General features: G+C 66.8%; 17 protein-coding genes and 1 pseudogene. 17 read left to right on the forward strand and 1 reads right to left on the reverse strand.

Annotated features, from left to right (window positions below; all coding sequences use genetic code 11):
- Position 1: 1 nt before the first annotated feature.
- The 17 genes and pseudogenes from motD to QOL57_RS00635 form a co-directional block, all read left to right on the forward strand.
- Positions 2-868 (forward strand): annotated as a pseudogene (gene motD, locus QOL57_RS00555) (flagellar motor protein MotD); the annotation flags it as partial.
- Between the two features lie 151 nt (positions 869-1,019).
- Complete coding sequence (locus QOL57_RS00560; protein ID WP_025878974.1) at positions 1,020-1,802, forward strand: ParA family protein; 783 nt, start codon at positions 1,020-1,022, stop codon at positions 1,800-1,802.
- The gene (locus QOL57_RS00565) at positions 1,799-3,028 is read left to right on the forward strand and encodes a chemotaxis protein CheW (protein ID WP_089240986.1); all 1,230 of its coding nucleotides are present in this window, start codon (positions 1,799-1,801) and stop codon (positions 3,026-3,028) included. Before QOL57_RS00560 ends, QOL57_RS00565 begins: the two co-directional genes overlap by 4 nt.
- A gap of 84 nt (positions 3,029-3,112) precedes the next feature.
- Positions 3,113-3,421 (forward strand): STAS domain-containing protein, encoded by a 309-nt coding sequence (locus QOL57_RS00570; RefSeq protein ID WP_059064119.1) that lies wholly within the window; start codon positions 3,113-3,115, stop codon positions 3,419-3,421.
- Positions 3,418-3,783 (forward strand): response regulator, encoded by a 366-nt coding sequence (locus QOL57_RS00575; protein WP_025878971.1) that lies wholly within the window; start codon positions 3,418-3,420, stop codon positions 3,781-3,783. Before QOL57_RS00570 ends, QOL57_RS00575 begins: the two co-directional genes overlap by 4 nt.
- A 45-nt stretch (positions 3,784-3,828) precedes the next feature.
- Entirely contained in the window at positions 3,829-5,808 is a 1,980-nt protein-coding gene (locus tag QOL57_RS00580; protein ID WP_089240984.1) for a chemotaxis protein CheA, read from the forward strand.
- A gap of 386 nt (positions 5,809-6,194) precedes the next feature.
- Positions 6,195-8,441 carry a methyl-accepting chemotaxis protein gene (locus tag QOL57_RS00585; RefSeq protein ID WP_089240982.1) on the forward strand — a complete coding sequence of 749 codons (2,247 nt, stop codon included), beginning with the start codon at positions 6,195-6,197 and terminating at the stop codon, positions 8,439-8,441.
- Positions 8,442-8,654: 213 nt separating this feature from the next.
- On the forward strand, positions 8,655-9,428 hold the full coding sequence (locus tag QOL57_RS00590) for a flagellar brake protein (RefSeq protein ID WP_089240980.1): 774 nt from the start codon (positions 8,655-8,657) through the stop codon (positions 9,426-9,428).
- A gap of 214 nt (positions 9,429-9,642) precedes the next feature.
- On the forward strand, positions 9,643-10,134 hold the full coding sequence (locus tag QOL57_RS00595; protein WP_025878967.1) for a chemotaxis protein CheW: 492 nt from the start codon (positions 9,643-9,645) through the stop codon (positions 10,132-10,134).
- A 137-nt stretch (positions 10,135-10,271) separates the two neighbouring features.
- Positions 10,272-10,655: a hypothetical protein gene (locus tag QOL57_RS00600; RefSeq protein ID WP_025878966.1), complete on the forward strand. Its 384-nt coding sequence runs from the start codon at positions 10,272-10,274 to the stop codon at positions 10,653-10,655.
- A gap of 98 nt (positions 10,656-10,753) precedes the next feature.
- On the forward strand, positions 10,754-13,144 hold the full coding sequence (locus tag QOL57_RS00605) for a methyl-accepting chemotaxis protein (protein ID WP_089240979.1): 2,391 nt from the start codon (positions 10,754-10,756) through the stop codon (positions 13,142-13,144).
- Positions 13,145-13,886: 742 nt separating this feature from the next.
- Positions 13,887-16,151 (forward strand): methyl-accepting chemotaxis protein, encoded by a 2,265-nt coding sequence (locus QOL57_RS00610; protein ID WP_283401527.1) that lies wholly within the window; start codon positions 13,887-13,889, stop codon positions 16,149-16,151.
- A 32-nt stretch (positions 16,152-16,183) separates the two neighbouring features.
- On the forward strand, positions 16,184-17,053 hold the full coding sequence (locus tag QOL57_RS00615; protein WP_089240975.1) for a CheR family methyltransferase: 870 nt from the start codon (positions 16,184-16,186) through the stop codon (positions 17,051-17,053).
- Positions 17,050-17,646 carry a chemoreceptor glutamine deamidase CheD gene (gene cheD / locus QOL57_RS00620; RefSeq protein WP_025878962.1) on the forward strand — a complete coding sequence of 199 codons (597 nt, stop codon included), beginning with the start codon at positions 17,050-17,052 and terminating at the stop codon, positions 17,644-17,646. Before QOL57_RS00615 ends, cheD begins: the two co-directional genes overlap by 4 nt.
- Entirely contained in the window at positions 17,643-18,716 is a 1,074-nt protein-coding gene (locus QOL57_RS00625; RefSeq protein WP_089240973.1) for a chemotaxis response regulator protein-glutamate methylesterase, read from the forward strand. The genes cheD and QOL57_RS00625 overlap by 4 nt, the downstream gene beginning before the upstream one ends.
- Before the next feature lie 92 nt (positions 18,717-18,808).
- Complete coding sequence (locus QOL57_RS00630) at positions 18,809-20,392, forward strand: hypothetical protein (protein ID WP_089240971.1); 1,584 nt, start codon at positions 18,809-18,811, stop codon at positions 20,390-20,392.
- A 44-nt stretch (positions 20,393-20,436) separates the two neighbouring features.
- Positions 20,437-21,423 (forward strand): hypothetical protein, encoded by a 987-nt coding sequence (locus QOL57_RS00635; protein ID WP_089240969.1) that lies wholly within the window; start codon positions 20,437-20,439, stop codon positions 21,421-21,423.
- A 122-nt stretch (positions 21,424-21,545) separates the two neighbouring features.
- Here the strand turns inward: QOL57_RS00635 and acnB are convergent, their stop codons facing one another.
- Positions 21,546-24,137 (reverse strand): bifunctional aconitate hydratase 2/2-methylisocitrate dehydratase, encoded by a 2,592-nt coding sequence (gene acnB, locus QOL57_RS00640; RefSeq protein ID WP_089240967.1) that lies wholly within the window; start codon positions 24,135-24,137, stop codon positions 21,546-21,548.
- Positions 24,138-24,176: the final 39 nt, after the last annotated feature.

Raw genomic sequence — 24,176 nt, forward strand, 5'->3', positions numbered from 1 at the left:
CATGGCCCGCCGCAAGCACCACGAAGAGCACGCCAACCACGAAGCATGGGCCATCCCCTATGCCGACCTGATGACGCTGCTGCTCGCCTTCTTCGTGGTCATGTACGCGATCTCCTCGGTCAACGAGGGCAAGTACCGGATCATGGCCGACGCCCTCACCGATGCCTTCGGTGGTGCGCCGCGCACCATCAATCCGGTGCAGGTCGGCAACAAGCAGGTGCAGGGCGGCGGTTGGGACAGCCCATCGGTGATCAAGTCCGGCACCAAGATCGGGCCGTCCGCTCCAGCGCCGTCGCACGACCCCACCCTGCTGCCGGCGATGGCCTCGCAGATGCGCATGCCGGTGTCGGTGCACAACCAGGAGCAGATCGCGCGTGCCGAGCGCCAGCTCAACAGCATCGCCGACCGCCTGACCGCTGCGCTGGCACCCCTGATCGACCGCGGCATGATCAGCGTGCGCCGCACTGAACTGTGGATCGAAGTCGAGATCAACAGCGACATCCTGTTCCCGACCGGCTCGGCAGCGCTGGACGTGCATGCGCGCGACACCCTGGCCAGCCTGGCCGGCGTGCTGCGCGACGTGCCCAACAGCGTGCGCGTGGAAGGCCACACCGACAACGTGCCGATCGCCACCGCCACCTTCCCGTCCAACTGGGAACTGTCGGCCGGGCGCGCCGCCAGCGTCGTGCATCTGTTTGCCGACCAGGGCCTGCAGCCGTCGCGGCTGGCGATGGTCGGCTACGGCCAGTTCCGCCCCCGCGAAGAGAACGACAGCGCGCAGGGCCGCAACCGCAACCGGCGGGTGATGGTCATCATCCTGGCCGACACCAGTCATTCGGTCGACCCGCTTGGCGAACGCCTGAATGCCGCCACCGGGACCACCCGCAACGCGAGCGAACAGGCCGCCGCAGCGCCGGCCACCACCCCCACTTCCCCCATCGCACCGGTGCAGTTGCCACCGGTGCCGGCTGGCAGCCGTGTCGGCGCCGCCGTTCCCCCGGCAATGAAGGAGTAATCCGATGCGCATCTGGGCAGTCGCCAACCAGAAGGGCGGAGTCGGCAAGACCACCACCACCCTAGCCCTCGGTCGCGGCCTGGCCGCGCTCGGCCACCGCGTGCTGCTGATCGATCTCGATCCGCATGCCTCGCTGACCCGCGCCTTCGGTGTACCGATCGAACCGGCACCGGCCGGCGTGCTGGAACTGTTCGGCGCACCACCGGCCGACCTGTCCACGCTCAGCCACGCCAGCAACATCGGCGGACTCGATTACGTGTGCGCGCAGGCCTCGCTGGCCACGCTGGAACGGCGCAGCGCCAACCAGCCCGGCCTCGGCCTGGCACTGCAGAACGCCCTCGCCCGCCACCAGGGCCAGCACGACTACATCCTGCTGGACTGCGCACCGACCCTGGGCCTGCTGATGATCAACGCGCTGGCCGCAGCCGATCGCCTGATCATCCCCACCCAGGCCGAGCCGCTGGCCCTGCACGGCCTGGATGGCATGGTCCGCACCGGTGAGATGGTCGAGCGTTCGCGCCGCCGTCCGCTGCCGATCTCGATCCTGCCGACACTGTTCGACCGCCGCACCCGCACCGGCAATGAATCGCTGCGTGCCATGCAGGACCGCCACGCAAGCCGCGTCTGGGAAGATGCGATCCCGATCGACACACGCATCAGCAATGCGGCCGGGCTGACCCTGCCGAGCATCGGCGAGGACTATCCGGGCCGTGGCCTGGCGGCCTATCGGCGCGCGTTGAACTGGATCCTCGGTGAGGACGCACGCGCCCTGGAGCAGGCGGCATGAACACCACCGGCATGCTGGATGACTATCTGGACGAGCTGCTAGGCGACATTGCCGTGGCACCGGTCGCCGCTGATGCCGCGCCACGCCCGGTCAGTGCAGCGGCCGACACCGAGCGCGAGCCGACCTGGGACGATCTGCCGGCTGAAGTCATCTACGAAACCGGCACCGTCGCGGCCGCCCCGACCAATGACGATGCTTCCCTCCAAGCCGCGTTCGACGCCGCCACCGCGCCCGCGGCCGACGCCGAACGCGAGCCGACCTGGGATGATCTGCCGGCTGAAGTCATCTACGAAACCGGCACCGTTGCGGTCGCCCCGGCCAACGATGATGCGGCCCTGGAGGCTGCCTTCGACGCCGCTACCGCGCCTGCGGCCGACGCCGACCGCGAGCCGACCTGGGACGATCTGCCGGCTGAAGTCGTCCATGAAACCGCGCCCGTGGCCGTTGCCCATGTTGCACCTCCCGCGCCGGAACCCACGTGGGATGACCTGCCGGACGAAGTGATCTACGAAACCGACGCCGCCGACAGCCTCGCGCACACGGACAGTCCCGGGCTGCAGGCCGCATTCGAAGCTGCCGCCGACGGCGAGGTGGTTCCTGCCATCGCCGCGCCGGCCGTTGCCACGCCTGCAGCGCGCCCGGCCCAGGCAGCGATGCCGTCGATGACCCGCGCCGCCGTAACGCCACCGCCACGAGTCGCGGTCGACACCCCATCCAGCAACCGCCCCGGCACCTGGCAGGAGCTGCAGGCCCAGGCGCATCAGCCCGCCAGCAGCCCGCACCCGCAGAACCGCCGCGCCGGCGAACGCACGTCGCGTTGGCTGCGCCTGCGCTGCGGCACCCAGGCCTACGCGCTGGAGCTGCTGAAGGTGCAGGAAGTGGTGCTGCCGGTGCCGCTGCTGCCATTGCGCGGTACCGCCCCGGAAATGCTCGGCATCATGAACCTGCGTGGCCAGGTGGTGCCGGTGATGGATCTCGGCCTGCACCTGGGCGCAGCCTCTGCCGAGGATGACGCGCAGACCCGCATCGTCGTGCTCGAAGAGAACGGCGAGACCCTGGGGCTGCGCGTGTCGGCCGTCGAGGACGTCGCCAATCTGACCGACTCGCAGATCGAACCGCCCGATACCGCCCGCATCTGCCAGATATCCAATGACCTGTTCCGCGGCGTGGCCCGTATCAGCCAGCGGCCGATGATCCTGCTCGACGCCACGCAGCTTCTGGGGTGAATCGGCGCTCCGCGTCGATACCTCCCCTAAAGAACCGCCCCGCGGTGCCGTTATGAATGCTGGAACCGTTTGTCCGGAGCAACGATGAGCACTGTCGAACTGGGTGAGGATCTCGGCATCGAGAGCAGCACCGAGCTCAAGAACCGCCTTTCGCCCTTGGTGGCGGAAGCAGGCGAGCTGACCCTGGATGCAAGCCAGGTCGGTCGCATCCACACCGCCAGCGTGCAGGTGCTGTGTGCCTTCGTGCAGGCCCGCCGCGAGGCAGGCCTGGGCACTGGCTTCCACGGTTGCACTGCAACCTTCCGTGACGCTGCACGCCTGTTGGGCGTCACCCAGGCCCTGGGCCTGGACGTACCCCATGACAACCTGAAATCTGTGGAGAACGCTGCATGAGCGCACGTATCTTGGTGGTGGACGATTCGGCGTCGATGCGCCAGATGGTTTCCTTCGCCCTCACCTCGGCCGGTTTTGCCGTCGAAGAAGCTGAAGACGGCGCGGTCGCGCTCGGACGTGCCAAGGGCCAGCGCTTCAATGCGGTGGTCACCGACGTCAACATGCCGAACATGGACGGCATCGCGCTGATCCGCGAACTGCGCCAGCTGCCCGACTACAAGTTCACCCCGATGCTGATGCTGACCACCGAGTCGGCCGCGGACAAGAAGTCCGAAGGCAAAGCCGCCGGTGCCACCGGCTGGCTGGTCAAGCCGTTCAATCCCGAACAGCTGGTCGCCACCGTGCAGAAAGTGCTGGGCTGATCGCCCCGCACTGCTCCCCCTCTTCGCTTCCGGATCGCCACTGCCATGAGCATGGACCTGCAACGCTTCCACGCCACTTTCTTCGAGGAGAGCCGCGAAGGCCTCGACGCCATGGAGGCTGGCCTGCTGGCCCTGGAATCGGGACAACAGGACGCGGAGATCATCAACTCGGTGTTCCGTGCCGCCCACTCCATCAAGGGTGGCGCGGGTACGTTCGGCTTCGATGCCATCGCCGGGTTGACCCACGTGCTGGAGACGCTGCTGGATGAGCTGCGTGCCGGCAAGCGCGCACTGGAAGGCAACGCCGTCGATGCGATGCTGTCGTCGGTGGACGTACTGCGTGCGCTGCTGCGCGAGGCCGAGCACGGCCAGCCCGCCGATCCCGCAGCGGTTGCTGCGGTGAAGGCGCGGCTGGAATCGGTGCTGTCCGGCCAGGCGCCCGCCGCCGCTGCACCTGCTGCCGCCAGCCAGGTCGACGACACGCCGGAAGCTTGGCAGATCGGCTTCGCCCCGGCGCCGTCGCTGTTCATGAGCGGCAACGACCCGCTACGCATCATCCGCGAACTGGAGCACCTGGGTTCGCTGCAGGTGGCCGCGCGCATGGATCGCCTGCCCGGCTTTGCCCAGCTCGACCCGCTCGAAGCCCACCTTGCGTGGGACCTGGGCCTGGTCGGCAAAGTGCCGCGCAGCAAGATCGAAGATACCTTCGCCTGGGTGCTGGACGACTGCGAACTGGACATCCGTCCGGCCGCACCGCCGAGCCTGGCCACCCAGGCACCGGCTGCCGCCCCGGTGGCCGCCGCCGCACCCGCCGCTGCCGCACCGACGGCCAGCACCGGCGCCAGCCAGGAAGCGGAAACCTCCATCCGCGTCAGCGTCGACAAGGTCGATGCGCTGATCAATCTGGTCGGCGAACTGGTCATCACCCAGGCCATGCTCAAGCAGGTCTCGCACGCGCTGGACCCGGTCCATGCCGAGAGCCTGTTCGCTGGCCTGGACCTGCTTGAACGCAATACCCGCGACCTGCAGGAAGCGGTGATCGGCGTGCGCATGCTGCCGGTCGATGCGGTGTTCCGCCGCTTCCCGCGCCTGGTCCGCGACCTGTCAGGGCGCCTCGGCAAGCACGTGCGCCTGCGCACGATCGGCGAAGGTACCGAGCTGGACAAGGGCCTGATCGAGAAGATCGCCGATCCGCTGGTGCATCTGGTCCGCAATTCCATCGACCACGGCCTGGAAATGCCGGACGTGCGTCGCGATGCTGGCAAGGACGAGACCGGCACGATCACCCTGGCGGCCTCGCACCAGGGTGGCCACATCGTCATCGAAGTCAGCGACGACGGCCGCGGCCTGAACCGCGAGAAGATCTTGGCCAAGGCGCACGAACGCGGCCTGGCCGTCCCGGACAACCCCACCGATTCGCAGGTCTGGGACCTGATCTTCCAGCCCGGCTTCTCCACCGCCGACGCGGTCACCGACCTGTCCGGCCGCGGCGTGGGCATGGACGTGGTCCGCCGCAACATCCAGGCGCTGGGCGGCGAAGTGCAGATTGAAAGTGGCCTCGGCACCGGCACCCGTACGCTGATCCGGCTGCCACTGACCCTGGCCATCCTCGACGGCATGACCGTGGCGGTGGCCGGTGAAACCCTGATCCTGCCGCTGGCCTACGTGCTTGAAGCACTGCAGCCGCAGCCCGACGACATCCGCAGCATGGCCGGCGAAGGCCGCGTGCTGCGCGTGCGTGGCGAGTACCTGCCTATCCTGTCGCTGAGCGAATACTACGGCTATGGCCAGCGCGCCCCCGGCAGCGAATCGCTGGTGGTGGTGGTGGAAGGCGATGGCCAGAAGATCGCGCTGGAAGTGGACGAACTGGTCGGCCAGCAGCAGGTCGTGGTGAAGAACATCGAGAACAACTATCGCCGCATCGGCGGTGTCTCCGGTGCCACCATCCTCGGCGACGGCCGCGTCGCCCTGATCGTCGACATCGGTGGCCTGGTGCGTTCGCTGCGGGTGCCGCAGGCCGCCTGAGCCGCTCCACGCGCTGTGCCTGACCGCCGCCCTCCGGGGCGGCGGTTTTTGTTTGCGCGCGTGCACAACGGCGTTCCCGCTTGGACCTGACAGGGGTGCGCGCGATCCACTGTGAACTCCGTCAACGCGCACTGTGAACTCCATCGTCCGCATGGTTTCCCCTGAAACCACGATATCGATGCGAAAGCCCCGCCACAGCGTGCTTTGCGTTGCCTCTCCCTACGCCAGCGAATGTGACACAGGTCCATAAAGTCCGCCGCACAGGCGCCGCTATCTCGACATGACGGCAGTCACCGAACCCCCACCCGGCACGACCGTTCCCTCCTGCAACCACCTTTTGCCAGCGGCTCCGCCGCCGGCATTCTGCCCACCTTGGAGCACCCTGCATGAAGTGGTTCCACGATCTGCCCATCGCCCGCAAGCTGGCTGTGGGATTCACCCTGACCACCCTGATGACCGTCGTGCTGGGTGCGTTCGCCCTGGTCCGCCTGTCCGAAGCCAATGCCAAACTGACCTCGATGGCGACCAACGACATCCCATCGGTGCAGTACCTCGGTGAAGTGCGCTCGCAGCTGGGTGAGTTCCGCACCTATGAACTGGCCCAGATCAGCATGCTGGACCAGCCGGAAAAGGTGGCCGACTACAACAAGCGCATGAACGACACCGCTGCGGTCGTGCGCGAGCAGCTGGCCGCCTATGCCAAACTGCCGGCCGGCGACAAAGAGCGCGCGCTGTACCAGGCCGTGCAGGCCGACGTCGATGGCTACTTCGCCGCCAATACCAAGCTGCGCGAAGCGGCGACGGCGGGTGATGGCGAGGCCGCCCGGCAGATCTCCGATGAGCAGTCGCGCCCGCTGCGCCGCAAGGCCTTTGAGGACCTGAAGGCGCTGGGTACGCTGCTGGGAACCCAGATGCAGGGCAAGATCGAAGACGCCAACGCGACCCACCGCAACAGCATGCTGGCCATCATCGCCGCCATCGTGCTGCTGGTCGTGGTCGCCGCCACCTTGGCCGTGATCATCTCGCGCGCCGTGGTCGGCCCGCTGGGCAAGGCCGTGCATGCCATCCAGGCGGTTGCCCGTGGCGACCTCAGCGTCACCACCCAGGCGACCGGCAAGGATGAGGCCGGCCGCATGCTGGCGGCCACCGCGGAGATGACCGCGATGCTGCGTCGCTTCTCCGAGCAGACCCAGCTGATGGCACAGATGCATGCCGGCCCCGATATCAGCCACCGCATTCCGGAAGACTTCCCAGGCGTCTACGGCCAGCTCGCCGGCGGCATCAACACGGTGATCTTCGAGCACCTCGATGCGATCCGTGATGCCATCGACGTGCTCAACCAGTACGCCACCGGCAACCTCGCCCCCGATGCTCGCCGCTTGCCGGGCAGCCGCGCGATCCTGCACGAATCGATGGATGCGGCCAAGGCCAGCCTGCTGGCGATCAACACGCAGATCCAGCAGTTGGCCTCGGCCGCTGCCGCCGGCGATTTCAGCCAGCGTGGCGATGCGCAGCGCTTCGATCACGATTTCCGCGTGATGATCGAGCAGCTGAACAGCATGATGCAGGTCGCCGACGGCAACCTGGGCCAGCTGTCGCAGCTGCTGCAGGCGATCGCCGGGGGCGACCTGACCGCACGTATGGACGGCCAGTTCCACGGCGTGTTTGCCCGCATGCGTGACGATGCCAACACCACCGTCGCCCAGTTGACCCAGATCGTCAGCCAGATCCAGGCCAGCACGTCGAGCATCACCCTGGCCGCAGGCGAAATCGCCTCGGGCAACAGCGACCTGTCTCGCCGCACCGAACAGCAGGCCGCCAACCTGGAAGAAACCGCCGCGTCGATGGAGGAACTGACCTCCACCGTGCGCCAGAACGCCGAGCACGCACGCCAGGCCAACCAGCTCGCCATCGGCGCGCACGGCGTGGCCTCGCAGGGCGGCAGCGTCGTTGGCCAGGTGGTCACCACCATGTCGGCCATCGAAGCGTCCTCGAAGAAGATCGCCGAGATCATTTCGGTGATCGACGGCATCGCCTTCCAGACCAACATCCTGGCGCTGAACGCTGCGGTCGAAGCCGCCCGTGCCGGTGAACAGGGCCGTGGCTTCGCCGTGGTCGCCAGCGAAGTGCGTACCCTCGCCCAGCGCTCGGCCGCCGCCGCCAAGGAGATCAAGGGCCTGATCGACGAATCGGTCGGCAAGGTCGCCGAAGGTTCCAGCCTGGTCCACCAGGCCGGCAGCACCATGGGCGAGATTGTCGCCTCGGTGCAGCGCGTGACCGACATCATGGCCGAGATCTCCGCTGCCTCGCAGGAGCAGTCAGCCGGCATCGAACAGGTCAACCAGACCGTGGTGCAGATGGACGAAACCACCCAGCAGAACGCCGCACTGGTAGAAGAAGCCACTGCGGCAGCGCGGGCGATGGAAGACCAGGCCGCGCAGTTGGGCGAAGCCGTTGCACGCTTCCGTCTGGCCGCGCCGAGCGTAGCCAACGCGACGCCGCGTGCGGCGATGGCCCCGGCCGGAAGTGCGCCGCGCAAGGCGACGCCTGCACCCATCGCCACGCCATCGCGCGTGCGCAAGCCCGCTGCACAGCCGGCGCTGGCCGGCGACGGCGACTGGCAGGAGTTCTGATCGCAGCATCGGGGTGGCCCCGCGCCACCCCGACAGCGGACCGCAGGCGTCTGGCCATGCCGGGCCCCGTCGCACCGCTTGCCCTTCGGCGTCCGGCATGGCACAACGAATCAGTCGAGCGCGTCCGGTGCTACATAAATCCGCAACGCAGCCGATACTTCTTTCGAGCCACGCACCCACACGCGTCGGCGCCCGCCCCTGACCACAGATTCCATGTCCGACGGCCACGACACTGCACCGCCCGAAGTCCATGCGGCCGACGCCGCCGACGATCGCTTTCTGGTCCGCAATCCCCGCCAGGTGCGGCAGCTGCTGCGTTCACTGATCGAGCAGCGATCACTGATCAACGCCCATATCGACGGCCGCGATCGCTCCTTCCCGACCGCCCTGCTCGAACTGGACGAGGACGAGGACATCCTGCTGCTCGATGGCAGCCCGCAGGAAGCGTCCAACCGTGCCGCCGAACAGGCCGACCACCTGCTCTGCTTCGCCCAGCTGGAACGGGTGATGGTGCGTTTCCGCCTGCATGACCTGCAGCGCGTGGACAACGAAGGCCACGTCGCCTTCCGGGCACCGTTCCCTGAGGAGCTGGTGCACCTGCAGCGGCGTGAACTGTACCGGTTGGAGACCCCCATCACCGATTCACCGCACTTGCTGCTGCCGCCGGGCGAGGCCCAGGCCGAAGCGCTGTCGATGCGGGTGGTGGACATCAGTGGCGGCGGCCTGGCGGTGACCGTGCCCGTCGATTGCGCGATCTTCAGCCTGCAGCAGCGCTACCGGGCTCAATTGTCGATGCCCGATGGCCCGGACCTGCAGATCGAACTTGTGGTCTGCAACCTGCTGCCGCAACGCCTGCCCAACGGCACCGAAGTCAAGCGCGTCGGCATGCGCTTCGACGAACTGCCACGCGGCGGTGACAGCGCCATCCAGCGCTACATCTTCCGCATCGACCGCCAGCGCAAGGCACGCCGCAACGGCGAGCTCTGACATCCCCACAACGGGATCTGCCGGCCAGCGGCCGGCACTACCCTTCCCCAGTAGATCCACGCCATGCGTGGATGCCGGCCCCAGTAGATCCACGCCATGCGTGGATGGAGCGATGGCCGGCCCATAGCCGGCACTACCAGACCTCTAAAGTCCCCCACCGCGGGGCCGATATCGAGCCTGACACCGGCACTTCCGGCAGAACCAGGACCCCTCGATGAACGACAAGAACAGCTCCGCCGCCGGCGCCGATGGCGAATTCCTCAGCTTCACTCTCGGTGCCGAGCACTACGGCGTGGACATCCTCAAGGTGCAGGAAATCCGTGGCTACGACGCCGTCACCCGCGTCCCCGATGCCCCGGATTACATCAAGGGTGTCATCAACCTGCGCGGCACCATCGTGCCGGTGATCGACCTGCGCCTGAAGCTGCGCCTGGAAGATGCCCGCTACGACGCCTTCACCGTGATGATCGTGCTCAACGTGGAAGACCGCGTGGTCGGCATCGTGGTCGACAGCGTCTCCGACGTGATACCGCTGTCGGCCGAGCAGATCCGCCCGACCCCGGAATTCGGCGCAGCGGTAGATACCCGCTTCATCTCCGGCATCGGCACCCACGATGACCGCATGCTGATTCTGCTGGACATCGAAACCCTGCTCGACAGCGCCGACATGGGCCAGACCAACGTCGTCGAAGACGCTGCCGCCTGAGCAAACGGACCTTCTTCACGTTTCTGTTACGCAGCCCTTCAGTTCCCCCCATCCACGCCGATAGGGGGACAGAAGCCGGTCGCGCAGGAACGCGCCAAGGCCGGATCCACCATCACCATCCCCGGAGAATCACCCCGATGAAGTCCCTGCTTGCGTTCGTTTCGGCTGCCGTCCTGGCCACCACCGCTTCCTCCGCCTTCGCGCAGTCGGCCGAGATGATTCCGCCGGAGATGGCACCGCGCGCCGTCGGCAAGGACGGCATGGTCTGCGGCAAGGTCGAAAAGGCCCGCTTCGCAGAAGGTTCCGAAGGCCAGCCGACCTTCCTGTACATGGGCGGCGCCTTCCCGCGCCACACCTTCTCGGCCCGTATCGCCGGCGAGAACCGCGGCAAGTTCTCCTTCCCGCTGGAAACCCTGGAAGGCAAGACCGTGTGCGTGATCGGCAAGATCCAGCGCGATGCCTCGCGTGCGGAAATCGAAGTCAGCTCGCCGTCCAGCCTGAAGCTGGCCAACATCAAGTAATCCGCTGTCCGTCAGACCGCGCCGGCCAGCGTGCCGGCGTGGCTGTTGCAACCGGGCCCCGTGCCCGGCCGCGTCTGCCTTAGGAGATCGCAACGCCCATGCCGTGGATCAACAACCTGAAACTGATGCCGAAGCTCATGCTGACCTTCGGTGTCCTCTTGCTGGTGATGCTGCTGCAGGGCATCGTCGCCTACCGTGGCCTGCATTCGCTGAACAACGTGACCACTGAGCTGGCCGGTTCACGCATGGAAAGCATCCGCATGGCCGGCGAGATGCGCGGCATGCTCGGCGAGTATCGCAACAGCGCCTACCAGCAGCTGATCCGCGCCAGCGACGACGTCAAGGCCGACGCACGCAAGCAGGCCGTCGAACTGCGCACCAGCATGGACACCTCGATCAAGGACTATCCGAAGCTGGTCGACAACGCACAGCAGAAGAAGCTGTTCGAAACGTTCGCCAAGGACTGGAAAGACGCGCTGGCCTCCTATGACAGCGTCACCGAAATGCTGGAACTGGACCTGCCCGACGACGCGATCGATACCTTCGTCGGCGAGACCCGTACCAAGCACCGCAAGGCTGGCGCCGCGCTGGAAGCGCTGATCGCCGAAGACAACCGCCTCGCCCGCGCCTCGCGCGACGAAGCCGCCTCCACCTACTCCGCCTCGGCCGTGCTGACCGTGATCGCCCTGCTCGGCGGCGCCGCACTCGGCCTGGTGCTGGTGTGGCTGTTCGCCCGCGCCCTGGTCGGCAGCGTGCGTGGCGCCGTCTCGGTGGCCAACGACGTCGCCGGTGGCAAACTCGATGGTCACATCGATGTCAGCCGCCAGGATGAAGTGGGCGAGCTGATGCAGGCGATGCAGCGCATGCAGCGCGACCTGCGCGAGCGCACCGAAACCGACCAGGCCATCGCCCGCGAGAACCTGCGCATCCGCACCGCGCTGGATTACAGCTCGACCGGTGTCTACCTGACCGATCCCAACAACACCATCGTCTACAGCAACCGCGCCTTGCAGCAGACCCTCGCCCAGTACCAGGACGAGCTGCGCCGCGACCTGCCCGACTTCGACGTCCACGCCTCGCTGGTCGGCAAGCCGGTCACGGTGCTCGAGCACCGTGGCGAGATGGACAACACCCTGTTGGCCAACCTCAAGCAGCACGGCGTTGCCCGCCGCCCGATGCAGTATGGCGATGCCCAGTTCGCCCAGGTCGTGTCGACCATCCGCAACGAAGACGGCGACACCGTCGGCTACGTGGTGGAATGGCGCGACCGCACCCAGGAAGCGCAGGTCGAGGCAGAAGTGGCTCGGGTGATCGCCCAGGCCGCTGCCGGCGACCTGTCCGGCCGCATCGATGCCAACGACAAGGAAGGCTTCTTCCTGCAGCTGGCGCAGCAGATCAACGGCCTGCTGGACGCCAACTCGGGCAGCATCGAACAGATCTCCGGCCTGCTCGCCGCGCTTTCGCAGGGTGACCTGACCGTGCGCATGCACGGCGACTACCAGGGCGTGTTCGCCCGCATGCGTGACGATGCCAACGCCACCGCCGCACAGCTGAGCGAGATCGTCACCCGCATCAAGCAGTCCAGCCGCGCGATCAGCTCGGCCGCGGGTGAAATCGCCTCCGGCAACAGCGACCTCTCGCGCCGTACCGAGCAGCAGGCCGCAAACCTGGAAGAAACCGCCGCCTCGATGGAGGAACTGACCTCCACCGTGCGCCAGAACGCCGAGCACGCCCGCCAGGCCAACCAGCTCGCCATCGGCGCGCACGGTGTGGCTTCGCAGGGCGGCGAAGTGGTCGGCCAGGTGGTCACCACCATGACCGCCATCCAGGCCTCGTCGAAGAAGATCGCCGAGATCATTTCGGTCATCGACGGCATCGCCTTCCAGACCAACATCCTGGCGCTGAACGCCGCAGTGGAAGCCGCCCGTGCCGGCGAACAGGGCCGCGGTTTCGCCGTGGTTGCCAGCGAAGTGCGCACCCTCGCCCAGCGTTCGGCTGCAGCGGCCAAGGAAATCAAGGGCCTGATCGACGACTCGGTCGGCAAGGTCAATGACGGCTCGGCGCTGGTGCACAAGGCCGGCGCCACCATGGGCGAGATCGTCGCCTCGGTGCAGCGCGTGACCGACATCATGTCCGAGATCTCCGCTGCCTCGCAGGAGCAGAGCGCAGGCATCGAGCAGGTCAACCAGACCGTGGTGCAGATGGACGAAACCACCCAGCAGAACGCCGCGTTGGTGGAAGAAGCCACCGCTGCTGCACGGGCGATGGAAGAACAGGCAGGTCATCTGAGCGAGGCGGTATCGATCTTCGTGGTCGACGAAGCCGAAGTCGTGGTCGCCACGCGCACGCCGGCACCGCGTGCTGCCGCACCGGGTCCTCGTGCTGCTGCACCGGCCGCCCCGGCACCGGTCGCGCCGCCAGCCCGTCGCACCGCTGGCGGCCGCCCGATGGCCACCGAACTGGCCGATGGAGACTGGCAGGAGTTCTGATGCCTGCCTGACCTGACGTACGAAGACGCCCTGGCCCTGCGCTGGGGCGTTTTTGTTTACGGAGTATCTGATTATCCAGCCAACGGCGAAGCCCCTCGGGGTGGTCGCTCGAAGCCCTAGGCTGCTGAGGGTTGGCCGGGAGGGTGGGCTGCGCAGGGGACGCCGTGAATACGTCCCTGTAGGCTCGGGCGCGCCATCCATGGCGCTTACGCCCCTGCGCAGCCCACCCTCCCGGCCACGGACAGTTTCCTTGCGCGTCCACCCCGGATTGAAGAAAGAAAAGCAAAGAGCAAAGCCACAGCTGCAGCGCTTCCGGGGTCAGATTCGTTTTCCGTAGGAAAACGGATCTGACCCCTCTTTCCACCTGGAAACCCAACGCTCTTGCCGTCCGCCGACGTGAAGCCTCGGCGGGCCGGGTCGGGGTGGGCAGGCAGGACCGTTGGCGCCATGGATGGCGCCATCGAGCCCCCATGGATGGGTTTACGGCGTGTCCTGCCTGCCCACCCCGACCCGGCCAACCCATAGCAACCCATCGCCATGACCCGCCATTGCTGTTGCTGTTGCTGTTGCTGTTGCCTCAAAAGCCTGCCGCAGGCAGCGCCGCAGCCGCCGCAGCAAGCAAACCTGAATACGTTCGAACACCCCGCCTCAATCCCCCGCCCCCGCGGCCGATAACGGTCATGTCACCGCTGCTCCCGACCAGCACCGGCGCCTCCACCCACCACGACCCGGGTACTGCTCGATGAATCTCCTGCATCGCTGGCAACACTACTTCAGCAATCTCTCCGTCCGACGCAAGCTCAACCTGCTCACGCTGCTGATCGCGCTGGGCGTGATCGCGCTCTCGGTGATCGCTGCCCGCATGCAGTACCTGGACCTGACCGATACCCGCAAGTCTTCGCTGAAGACTCAGGTCGAGCTGAGCTACGGCATCCTCGACCACTACCATCGCCTGGCCGGAACCGGAGAGCTCAGCGAAGACGCCGCCAAGGCCGCCGCGCTGCAGGCGCTGGAAGTCATGCGCGCGCACAACGATACCTATTACTACAACATCTACGACACCGGCTATCACGTGCTCATGCACCCGTTCCGCAAGGATCTGGTGGGCAAGGACATGAAGGATTTCCGTACCGGCGATGGCATCCGCATCTACTACGATCAGATCGAAGCGGCCAAGGCCGGCGGCGGTTTCGTCACCTATCGCTGGGCCAAGCCCGGCGAGAAGGGCGAGGTCGAAAAGGTCGCTTACGCCGGCCTGTTCAAGCCCTGGAACTGGGTGGTCAGCAGCGGCGTCTACATGGATGACGTGCAGCAGCAGGCACTGGTCTTCACCGCCATCATGACCCTGGCCGGCGGCGTGCTGGTGCTGATCGTGCTGGCGTTGAGCTGGATCATCGGCAACCGCATCGCGCGACCGCTGAAGCAGGCCACCGCCGTCGCCGAAGGCATTGCCGGCGGCAAGCTGGACAGCCACATCGGCCCGCAGCCGCATGACGAACCCGGTCGCCTGCTCGAAGCGATGTCACGCATGCAGCAGCAGCTGCACGCGGTCATCAGTGGCCAGCGCGAGATGGCGCGCCGTCACGATGAAGGTGAACTCAGCTACCGCATCGACGCCAGTGCCTTCCCCGGCGAATACGGGCTGATGGTGCAGGAGACCAACGTCCTCGTCGGCAGCCACGTACAGACCCTGCACGATGTACTGAACGTCGTGCAGCAGTACGCCGTCGGCGACCTCAGCGGCGACATCGCCCGCTACCCGGGCGAAAAGGCGGCGATGACTACCACCGTCGATACGGTCAAGGCCAACCTCGGCCGCATCAATGCCGAGATCAAGCAGCTGGCCAGTGCCGCAGCCGCGGGTGACTTCAGCCAGCGCGGCGACGCACAGCGCTTCGATCACGATTTCCGCACGATGCTGGAAAACCTCAACGCCATGATGGCGGTCAGTGATGACAACCTCGGCAAGCTCTCGCAGCTGCTGTCGTCCATCGCCGACGGCGACCTGACTGCGCGCATGCACGGTGACTACCAAGGTGTGTTCGCGCGCATGCGCGACGATGCCAACGCCACGGTCAGCCAACTGACCCAGATCGTTGGTCAGATCCAGCTCAGTGCTTCCAGCATCACCTTGTCGGCCGGCGAGATCGCCTCGGGCAACAGCGACCTGTCGCGCCGCACCGAACAGCAGGCGGCCAATCTGGAAGAAACCGCCGCCTCGATGGAGGAACTGACCTCCACCGTGCGCCAGAACGCCGAGCACGCGCGCCAGGCCAACCAGCTCGCCATCGGCGCGCACGGCGTGGCCTCGCAGGGCGGCAAAGTCGTCGGCCAGGTGGTCACCACCATGACCGCCATCCAAGCGTCCTCGAAGAAGATCGCCGAGATCATCTCGGTCATCGATGGCATCGCCTTCCAGACCAACATCCTGGCGCTGAACGCCGCGGTCGAAGCCGCCCGAGCCGGTGAACAGGGCCGCGGTTTCGCCGTGGTCGCCAGCGAAGTGCGTACCCTCGCCCAACGTTCGGCCGCCGCTGCCAAGGAGATCAAGGGCCTGATCGACGAATCGGTCGGCAAGGTCGCCGAAGGCTCCAGCCTGGTCCACCAGGCCGGCAGCACCATGGGCGAGATCGTCGCCTCGGTGCAGCGCGTGACCGACATCATGGCCGAGATCTCCGCCGCCTCGCAGGAACAGTCGGCCGGCATCGAGCAGGTCAACCAGACCGTAGTGCAGATGGACGAAACCACCCAGCAGAACGCCGCGCTGGTGGAAGAAGCCACCGCTGCTGCACGGGCGATGGAGGAACAGGCCGCGCAACTGGCCGACGCCGTGGCGATCTTCCGCCTCGACAACCAGGTTGCCTTCGCAGTGAAGGCGGTGACCGCCAAGGTCGCGCCGAAGGCCGCCAGCCCTGCGCCTTCGCGGCCGTTGTCGACGCCTGCACAGATCCGCCGTACCCACTCCAGCACCGTCGTCTCCAACGACGGCGACTGGCAGGAATTCTGATCCTCGCGGCGGCTGCGGCCGCCGCCCCGCCGATGGACACGTCACCCGTGCAGAGCCCTACCCCCATCGTCAGCGGTACGCGCGAATTCGAATTCGCCGACCGTGATTTCCGCCGCGTCTGCGACCTGATCTACCAGCGCGTGGGCATCGCCCTCGCCCCGGCCAAGCGCGACATGGTGTACGGACGCCTGTCGCGCCGCCTGCGCACGCTGGGCATGCGCAGCTTCCAGCAGTACCTGGACCATCTGGAACAAGGCGATGGTGACGAGTGGCAGGCATTCACCAATGCGCTGACCACCAATCTCACCGCGTTCTTCCGCGAGCCGCACCATTTCGACAAGCTGCGCGAGGAACTGCAGCAGCGCAACACCCGCGGTCCGCTGCTGCTGTGGTCGTGCGCCGCCTCCACCGGCGAGGAGCCCTACTCGATGGCGATCACCGCCTGCGAAGCGTTCGGCACCCTCAAGCCGCCGGTGCGCATCGTCGCCACCGACGTCGATACCCAGGTGCTGGCCACCGCCGGGCGCGGTGTCTACAACATCGACCGTGTCGCCGGCCTCGATCCGGACCTGCGCCGACGCTACTTCCAGCGCGGCAGTGGTCCCAACGAAGGCCAGTGCCGCGTGCTGCCGGCGCTGCGCGAGCTGATCGAGTTCCGCCCATTGAACCTGCTGGCGCCGCGCTACGACGTCGGCGGTCCGTTCGACGCGCTGTTCTGCCGCAACGTGATGATCTACTTCGACAAGCCGACCCAGCGCGCGATTCTCGGCCGCCTGGTCAACCACCTGGCTGACGACGGCCTGCTCTATACCGGCCACTCGGAGAACTACCTGCACGCCGCCGATCTGATCCAGCCCTGCGGCCGTACCCTGTACCGGCGCGCGCAGGGAGCCAGCGCATGAATGCATCGCTGCGCACCGACGATGTGATGCGCTACCAGGACGCACGCTTCAAGACCATCGCCGCCAAGCTGCTGCCCACCCAGTATCTGGTGGTGGATGACACCACCGCGCTGACCACCACGCTCGGCTCCTGCGTGGCGGCATGCCTGCGCGACCCGGTGCTGAAGATCGGCGGCATGAATCACTTCCTGCTGCCCGAGGGCAACGCCGGCGACGGCGCGCCCGCGCGCTATGGCAGCTATGCGATGGAACTGCTGATCAACGACATGCTCAAGCGCGGCGCGCATCGCAAGCGCATCGAGGCGAAGGTGTTCGGTGGCGCCAACGTGCTGAAGGGCTTCACCAGCAATCCGGTCGGCACGCGCAACGCCGAGTTCGTGCGCCAGTACCTGCAGGCCGAGCACATCCCAATCCTCGCCGAGGACCTGTGCGGCATCCATCCGCGCAAGATCTGGTTCTTCGCCGATACCGGTCGCGTGGTTGTGCAGCGCCTGCCGCACGCCCATGAAGCCGAAGTGGCCGCGACCGAATCGGCCGTGCGCGCGCGCCTGTCCAAGGCCCCGGTCACCGGTGGCGTGGAGCTGTTCGAATGACCTTGACCGGCAACGCCCCCTGCCGGGTCCTGATCGTCGACGATTCCGCCGTCGTGCGGCAGATGCTTACCGAAATCCTGTCCAGCGATCCGGCCATCGATGTGGTCGGTACTGCCGCCGACCCGCTGCTGGCCCGCGAGAAGATCAAACGCCTGGCTCCGGACGTGATCACCCTGGACGTGGAAATGCCACGCATGGATGGCCTAGCGTTTCTGGAAAACCTGATGCGCCTGCACCCCTTGCCGGTGGTGATGATCTCCTCGTTGACCGAGCGCGGCGCTGACACCACCTTGCAGGCATTGGGTCTGGGCGCGGTGGACTTCGTCTCCAAGCCCAAGCTTGATGTGGCCCGTGGCCTGCAGGCCTATGCCGATGAAATCATCGCCAAGGTGAAGATGGCTGCGCGCTCACGGGTGCGCCCGCTTGTACGCGTTGCAACACCGAAACTCACGCTGGACGCCGCCCCTGCACTGCGTCCGGCGGCAACCCAGTTCCGCACCACCGACCGTCTGATCGCCATCGGCTCCTCTGCCGGCGGCACCGAAGCACTGCGCGTGGTGCTGGAAGGCATGCCCGCCGACGGTCCCGCAGTGGTGATGACCCAGCACTTGCCCGCCAGTTTCAGCACTGCTTTCGCCGAGCGCCTGGACCGTCATTCGGCGATGGCCGTACGCGAAGCCAGCGATGGCGAAGCGGTGCTGCCCGGCCATGCGTACCTGCCGCCCGGCGGCAAGCACCTGCGGATCATCCGCGACGGTGCGCGCTGGCGCTGCCGCGTGGATGACGGCCCCGCGGTGAACCGACACAAGCCGGCGGTGGACGTGCTGTTCCGTTCGGTGGCGCAGGCCGCAGGCGGCAATGCGATCGGCGCCATCCTCACCGGCATGGGCGATGACGGCGCGCGCGGCCTGCTGGAAATGCGCCAGGCGGGCGCACCCACTCTGGTGCAGGACGAAGCCACCAGCGTGGTCTGGGGCATGCCCGGCGCCGCGTTCAAGCTCGGCGCGGCCGAGGAACAGGTGCCGCTGGAACGCATAGCCGAGCGTCTGCTGGCGCTGGCCCGCGGCTGACCGTCCACCGCATCGCACCGTCTCACCCTGTCTTCCACACGCCGGCCCCGGAAGGGTCGGCATGGCTGTTTTGATTTCCAAGGAGCTTGACCATGGCCCAGCGTATCCTCCGTTTTCAATCATCCCTGCTGGCGACCGCACTGCTGGCCCCGCTGATGGCTGCCGCTGACGGGCTGCCGTCATCGCCGCAGGCCACACCGGCCGCTGCCGCCGTCACCGATGGTGCCGCGCCTTGGTCCGAGCGCGTCCAGATCCAGAGCGGTCCGGATACCGGATCGCAGCGTGTCCACGCACCGGATGTAGCACTGCGCATCGTTACCCCCGATGACAGCGAGGCGCTCACCCCCAAGGGGCTGGCACTGCTCTTCAGCGGCAATGAGCCGGACTACTTCCGGCGCAACACCCTGCCTGGCAGCATCGTCGAGAGCCAGGCCAGCCCCGCCATCACCCTCATGCCGTCGGTGGCCAAGGCACTGGTGGGCGGCTACTTCAGGCACGCCCCCGATGCTGTGCCCAACCAAGCCAGCACCCTGCGCTTCAGTGCAGACAGATGGGCCCTGGTGCACCAGGGCAATACGCGGAAGGATCCCCTCTACCGCCTCAATCACTCCAGCACCATCCAGCAGCGCCGTGCCGACGGCACGCTGGCGGAAATCATCAGCTGCAATGACAGCGACAACCGGGCGACTCTGGACGCATGGCAAGCCAATGATTACGCGCGGCTCAAGGCGGCCGCGCAGATCATCACGATGAAATGCCTCGAGAAGCTGGTCAAGAGAATCCCCGCGATGTACCCGCGCCCGTTGGCCGCTGAAGATGTCAGCGCCTACGCTGACGGCGCCGCGCCCCCGGCACGGGTGCGCGTCTACGCCGCCCTGGGGCGGACCACCACCCTGTACACCGATGCCGCCTGCCGCGAAGACTACCGCGACAGGATCGACGTCAAGTACAACAACGCCGGCGACAAGGGCGTGCTCGGCATCCCCGTCACGGAAACCCTGCGCAGCAAGGAGAACGAGCGGTTTTCCACGCTCAGCTACCAGGAATACGAAGTACCCGGTGGCAAGCCGCTGATCTTCGAGGCACGTTTCGACGCAAGCAGTCGCCTGTACTGCGACGGCAAGCTGTCGGGCCAGTTCGTGGCCAGGCCGGGCCAGGATTACGAAGTGGAATTTGAAGTGGCCGACAAGATCTGTCGGCTGCATATCCGCCAGGTGCATGCCGACGGCAGCATGACACCGCAGCAGGCACGGGCGACCCCGACCATCTGTGAGGGCACCCGCGCGCCGGTCCGCATCGAGCCGCGCCAGGACATGCAGGTGCTGCTGTTCAGCCCCGGCCAGCTGCAGATCCAGGATGCCAATCAGAGCAGCGCGCCGAAGCAGCTGAGCGACGATGCGGGCAGCAGCGAGGCACTGCAGCAGATGCTGCAGCAGGCCAGCGGCAATCCCGGCACGCGCCTGTGCGTGGTGGTACCGGCCACGGATTACAGCAGCGTCCTGCACGATGCCCTTCGCCAACGCGTGCTGGATGCACCGCAGGTGTTGCCCAGCCTGTGGGAGGAGGCGGCATCAGTGAACCAGCGCCGCAATGCCACCGCCGATGCTCCGGTCGACATCGCCGCTGCGGTCACCCGCTGCAAGGCGTTCCCGATCAAGGAATTCGTGGCGCAGTGAGTCGCAGCGCGCGCCTCCATCATTTTTCCCCAAGGAGTACCACCGTGGCATTACGCCCAACCTGCCTCACCGCCGCGATCGCGGCCAGCCTGCTGCTGGCTCCCTCGGCTCACGCCATCGACGAAGCGCCCGCACCCACGTCTGTCGCCGCCGCCGTAGCCGCGACCGAGGCAACGCCCGATCCGGCGGCGAATGCCGCGCCGGCGCCAGAGGCATCGGATGCTGCGTCCACGGCTGCTGTATCGGTTGATGAAGCAGCGGCAACCGTGGCCGTGGCCGCACCCGCCGCCGAAAATGTTGCAGCGGCTCCGGCACCCGCCACCGACCTCAGCAGCCTGCAACGGGTGAAGGTCACCTCCGGCTTGGGTCTTGGGCCGAACGGCAATCGCGTGGGCGACCATGTCCTGCGCCTGGTGATGCGCGCCGACACCGCTGCCGTCACCGCTGCCAAGGTCGGGCTGTCCGCCCTGGCGTTCCTCAGCGGCGTGGGTGACATCGGCACCAGCAACAGCTTCAGCAAGAACAACGTGCGTGGCGACGACATTCAGTCCGTGCCCAGTCCGGCCTTCGGTGCATTGCCGGGCATGATCCGTGAGCAGCTGGCGCTCTATTTCGCAGCGCATCCCGGCGCCATTCCCAGCGATGAGCGTACCGTGGAGGCCAGCGCCGGTCAGTGGTCGCTGGTATACCAGAAGCTCAGCGACGCAGAGACACCCTACGAGCTGCGCCACGATGTAACCATCGGCTTCCCGGTGGTGCGCAAGCTGTTCCGCAGCGCCAGTGGCGGCCAGGGCGTGCACTGCCAGGATGAAGCACGGGTTGCCCCGCTGCAGGAATGGCAGGCCGACGACTATGCAAAGGCGAAAGCCGCATCGCGTGAGTTCGCCGAAGCCTGCATCGTCCGCTTCGTCGCCGAACTGCCGCGCCTGTTCCCCGACCACGGCGTGTTGCCGGAAACGGCCGCGGAACCGGAGCTGCCGACGGACACGCCAGCCGTTACCGAGGAAGCGGCCGCCGTCACCCAGGTCTGACGCCCCGGCAGCGCCGGCCGCTGGCCGGCACTGCCGGGCATCATCCGCACAACAAAAAACCCCCGGCTTTCACCGGGGGTTCTTCGTTTCAGCTGGATGCCGGCCAGTGGCCGGCACTACCCTCAGGCAGCGACCGTGTTGGCCACGTCCTGGTATTCCTCGATCTGGTCGAAGTTCATGTAGCGGTAGATCTCCGCGCCGCTGGCGGCGATCACGCCCACATCGGCCATGTACTCTTCCTTGGTCGGAATACGGCCCAGGCGCGAGCAGATCGCGGCCAGTTCCGCCGAACCCAGGTACACGTTGGTGTTGCGGCCCAGACGGTTCGGGAAGTTGCGGGTAGAGGTCGACATCGCGGTGGAGCCTTCGCGGATCTGCGCCTGGTTGCCCATGCACAGCGAGCAGCCCGGCATTTCCATGCGTGCGCCGGTGGCGCCGAAGGTGCCGTACACGCCTTCCTTGGTCAGCTCCGACGCATCCATCTTGGTCGGCGGGGCCACCCACAGGCGGGTCGGCAGGTCGCGCTTGCCTTCCAGCAGCTTCGCAGCGGCACGGAAGTGACCGATGTTGGTCATGCACGAACCGATGAACACTTCGTCGATCTTCGCACCAGCGACTTCGGACAGGGTCTTCACGTCATCCGGGTCGTTCGGGCAGGCCACGATCGGCTCGTGGATGTCGGCCAGGTCGATGTCGATGACGGCGGCGTACTCGGCGTCGGCATCCGGCTCCAGCAGCTCCGGGTTGGCCAGCCAGGCTTCCATCTTCTCGATGCGACGCTGCAGCGAACGCGGATCCTGGTAACCCTCAGCGATCATCCACTTCAGCAGCGTGATGTTGCTGGTGAGGTACTCGATGATCGGTTCCTTGTTCAGGCGCACCGAGCAGCCGGCAGCCGAACGCTCGGCCGAGGCATCGGACAGTTCGAACGCCTGTTCGACCTTCAGTTCCGGCAGGCCTTCGATTTCCAGGATGCGACCGGAGAAGATGTTCTTCTTGCCAGCCTTGGCCACGGTCAGCAGGCCCGACTTGATGGCGTACAGCGGGATCGCGTTGACCAGGTCACGCAGGGTCACGCCCGGCTGCATCTTGCCCTTGAAGCGCACCAGCACCGACTCCGGCATGTCCAGCGGCATGACGCCGGTGGCGGCGGCGAAGGCGACCAGGCCCGAACCGGCCGGGAACGAAATGCCCACCGGGAAACGGGTGTGCGAGTCGCCGCCGGTGCCGACGGTATCCGGCAGCAGCATGCGGTTGAGCCAGCTGTGGATCACGCCGTCACCCGGACGCAACGAGATGCCGCCACGGGTGGAGATGAACTCCGGCAGGGTGTGGTGGGTCTTGACGTCCACCGGCTTCGGGTAAGCGGCGGTGTGGCAGAACGACTGCATCACCAGGTCGGCCGAGAAGCCCAGGCAGGCCAGGTCCTTCAGCTCGTCGCGGGTCATCGGGCCAGTGGTGTCCTGCGAGCCCACCGAGGTCATCTTCGGTTCGCAGTAGGTGCCCGGGCGCATGCCCTGCCCTTCGGCCAGGCCACAGGCGCGGCCGACCATCTTCTGTGCCAGCGAGAAGCCCTTGCCGGTATCGGCCGGCTGCACCGGCAGGCGGAACAGGTCGGTCGGAGCCAGGCCCAGCGCCTCACGCGCCTTGCCGGTCAGGCCACGGCCGATGATCAGCGGAATGCGGCCACCGGCACGCACTTCGTCGAACAGTACTTCGGACTTGACCTGGAACTCGGCGATCACTTCACCGTTCTTCAGCGCCTTGCCGTCGTACGGACGCAGCTCGACGACATCGCCGTGCTCCATCTTCGACACGTCCAGCTCGATCGGCAGCGCGCCGGCATCTTCCATGGTGTTGTAGAAGATCGGGGCGATCTTCGAACCCAGGCAGACGCCACCGGCGCGCTTGTTCGGGATGTACGGAATGTCATCGCCGGTCCACCACAGCACGCTGTTGGTGGCCGATTTGCGCGAGGAACCGGTGCCGACCACGTCGCCGACATAGGCCACCAGGTGGCCCTTGTCCTTCAGCGACAGGATCTGCTGGATCGGGCCGCGCTTGCCGTCTTCTTCAGGGGTGAACGCTGCATCGTCACGCTTGTTCTTCAGCATCGCCAGGGCGTGCATCGGAATGTCCGGGCGGGTGGTCGCGTCCGGTGCCGGCGACAGGTCGTCGGTGTTGGTTTCACCCGGCACCTTGAACACGGTGACGGTCAGGCTCTGCGGCACTTCCGGGTTGCTGGTGAACCACTCGGCATCGGCCCAGCTCTGCATCACGGACTGGGCGTTGGCGTTGCCGGCCTTGGCCTTTTCCTGCACGTCGTGGAAGGCGTCGAACACCAGCAGGGTCTTCTTCAGCGCGTCGGCAGCGATGGCGCCGACGCTGGCGTCGTCCAGCAGCTGCACCAGCGGCGCGACGTTGTAACCGCCCAGCATGGTGCCCAGCAGTTCGGTGGCGCGCTCGCGGCTGATCAGCGGGTTCTGCTCGCTGCCCAGTGCGATCGCGGCCAGGTACGAGGCCTTGACCTTGGCAGCGTCATCGACGCCGGCCGGCACGCGGTGGGTCAGCAGGTCGAGCAGGAACTCGGCCTCGCCCTGCGGCGGGTTCTTCAGCAGTTCGATGACATCGGCCGTCTGCTGCGCGGTCAGCGGCAGGGGCGGGATGCCAAGCGCAGCGCGCTCGGCGACGTGGTGGCGGTAGGCTTCCAACATGACAACTCCCGGGTAATGCGTGAGGTGAATAAAAAGTGG

It is taken from the genome of Stenotrophomonas sp. yr243 (genome assembly GCF_900184195.1).
GTDB classification, from domain to species: Bacteria; Pseudomonadota; Gammaproteobacteria; order Xanthomonadales; family Xanthomonadaceae; genus Stenotrophomonas; species Stenotrophomonas lactitubi.

Bases quoted from the DNA above. Each gene is read 5' to 3' on its own strand.
- QOL57_RS00560 (WP_025878974.1), top strand. From the start codon at position 1,020: ATGCGCATCTGGGCAGTCGCCAACCAGAAGGGCGGAGTCGGCAAGACC.
- QOL57_RS00565 (WP_089240986.1), top strand. From the start codon at position 1,799: ATGAACACCACCGGCATGCTGGATGACTATCTGGACGAGCTGCTAGGC.
- QOL57_RS00570 (WP_059064119.1), top strand. From the start codon at position 3,113: ATGAGCACTGTCGAACTGGGTGAGGATCTCGGCATCGAGAGCAGCACC.
- QOL57_RS00575 (WP_025878971.1), top strand. From the start codon at position 3,418: ATGAGCGCACGTATCTTGGTGGTGGACGATTCGGCGTCGATGCGCCAG.
- QOL57_RS00580 (WP_089240984.1), top strand. From the start codon at position 3,829: ATGAGCATGGACCTGCAACGCTTCCACGCCACTTTCTTCGAGGAGAGC.
- QOL57_RS00585 (WP_089240982.1), top strand. From the start codon at position 6,195: ATGAAGTGGTTCCACGATCTGCCCATCGCCCGCAAGCTGGCTGTGGGA.
- QOL57_RS00590 (WP_089240980.1), top strand. From the start codon at position 8,655: ATGTCCGACGGCCACGACACTGCACCGCCCGAAGTCCATGCGGCCGAC.
- QOL57_RS00595 (WP_025878967.1), top strand. From the start codon at position 9,643: ATGAACGACAAGAACAGCTCCGCCGCCGGCGCCGATGGCGAATTCCTC.
- QOL57_RS00600 (WP_025878966.1), top strand. From the start codon at position 10,272: ATGAAGTCCCTGCTTGCGTTCGTTTCGGCTGCCGTCCTGGCCACCACC.
- QOL57_RS00605 (WP_089240979.1), top strand. From the start codon at position 10,754: ATGCCGTGGATCAACAACCTGAAACTGATGCCGAAGCTCATGCTGACC.
- QOL57_RS00610 (WP_283401527.1), top strand. From the start codon at position 13,887: ATGAATCTCCTGCATCGCTGGCAACACTACTTCAGCAATCTCTCCGTC.
- QOL57_RS00615 (WP_089240975.1), top strand. From the start codon at position 16,184: ATGGACACGTCACCCGTGCAGAGCCCTACCCCCATCGTCAGCGGTACG.
- cheD (WP_025878962.1), top strand. From the start codon at position 17,050: ATGAATGCATCGCTGCGCACCGACGATGTGATGCGCTACCAGGACGCA.
- QOL57_RS00625 (WP_089240973.1), top strand. From the start codon at position 17,643: ATGACCTTGACCGGCAACGCCCCCTGCCGGGTCCTGATCGTCGACGAT.
- QOL57_RS00630 (WP_089240971.1), top strand. From the start codon at position 18,809: ATGGCCCAGCGTATCCTCCGTTTTCAATCATCCCTGCTGGCGACCGCA.
- acnB (WP_089240967.1), bottom strand. From the start codon at position 24,137: ATGTTGGAAGCCTACCGCCACCACGTCGCCGAGCGCGCTGCGCTTGGC.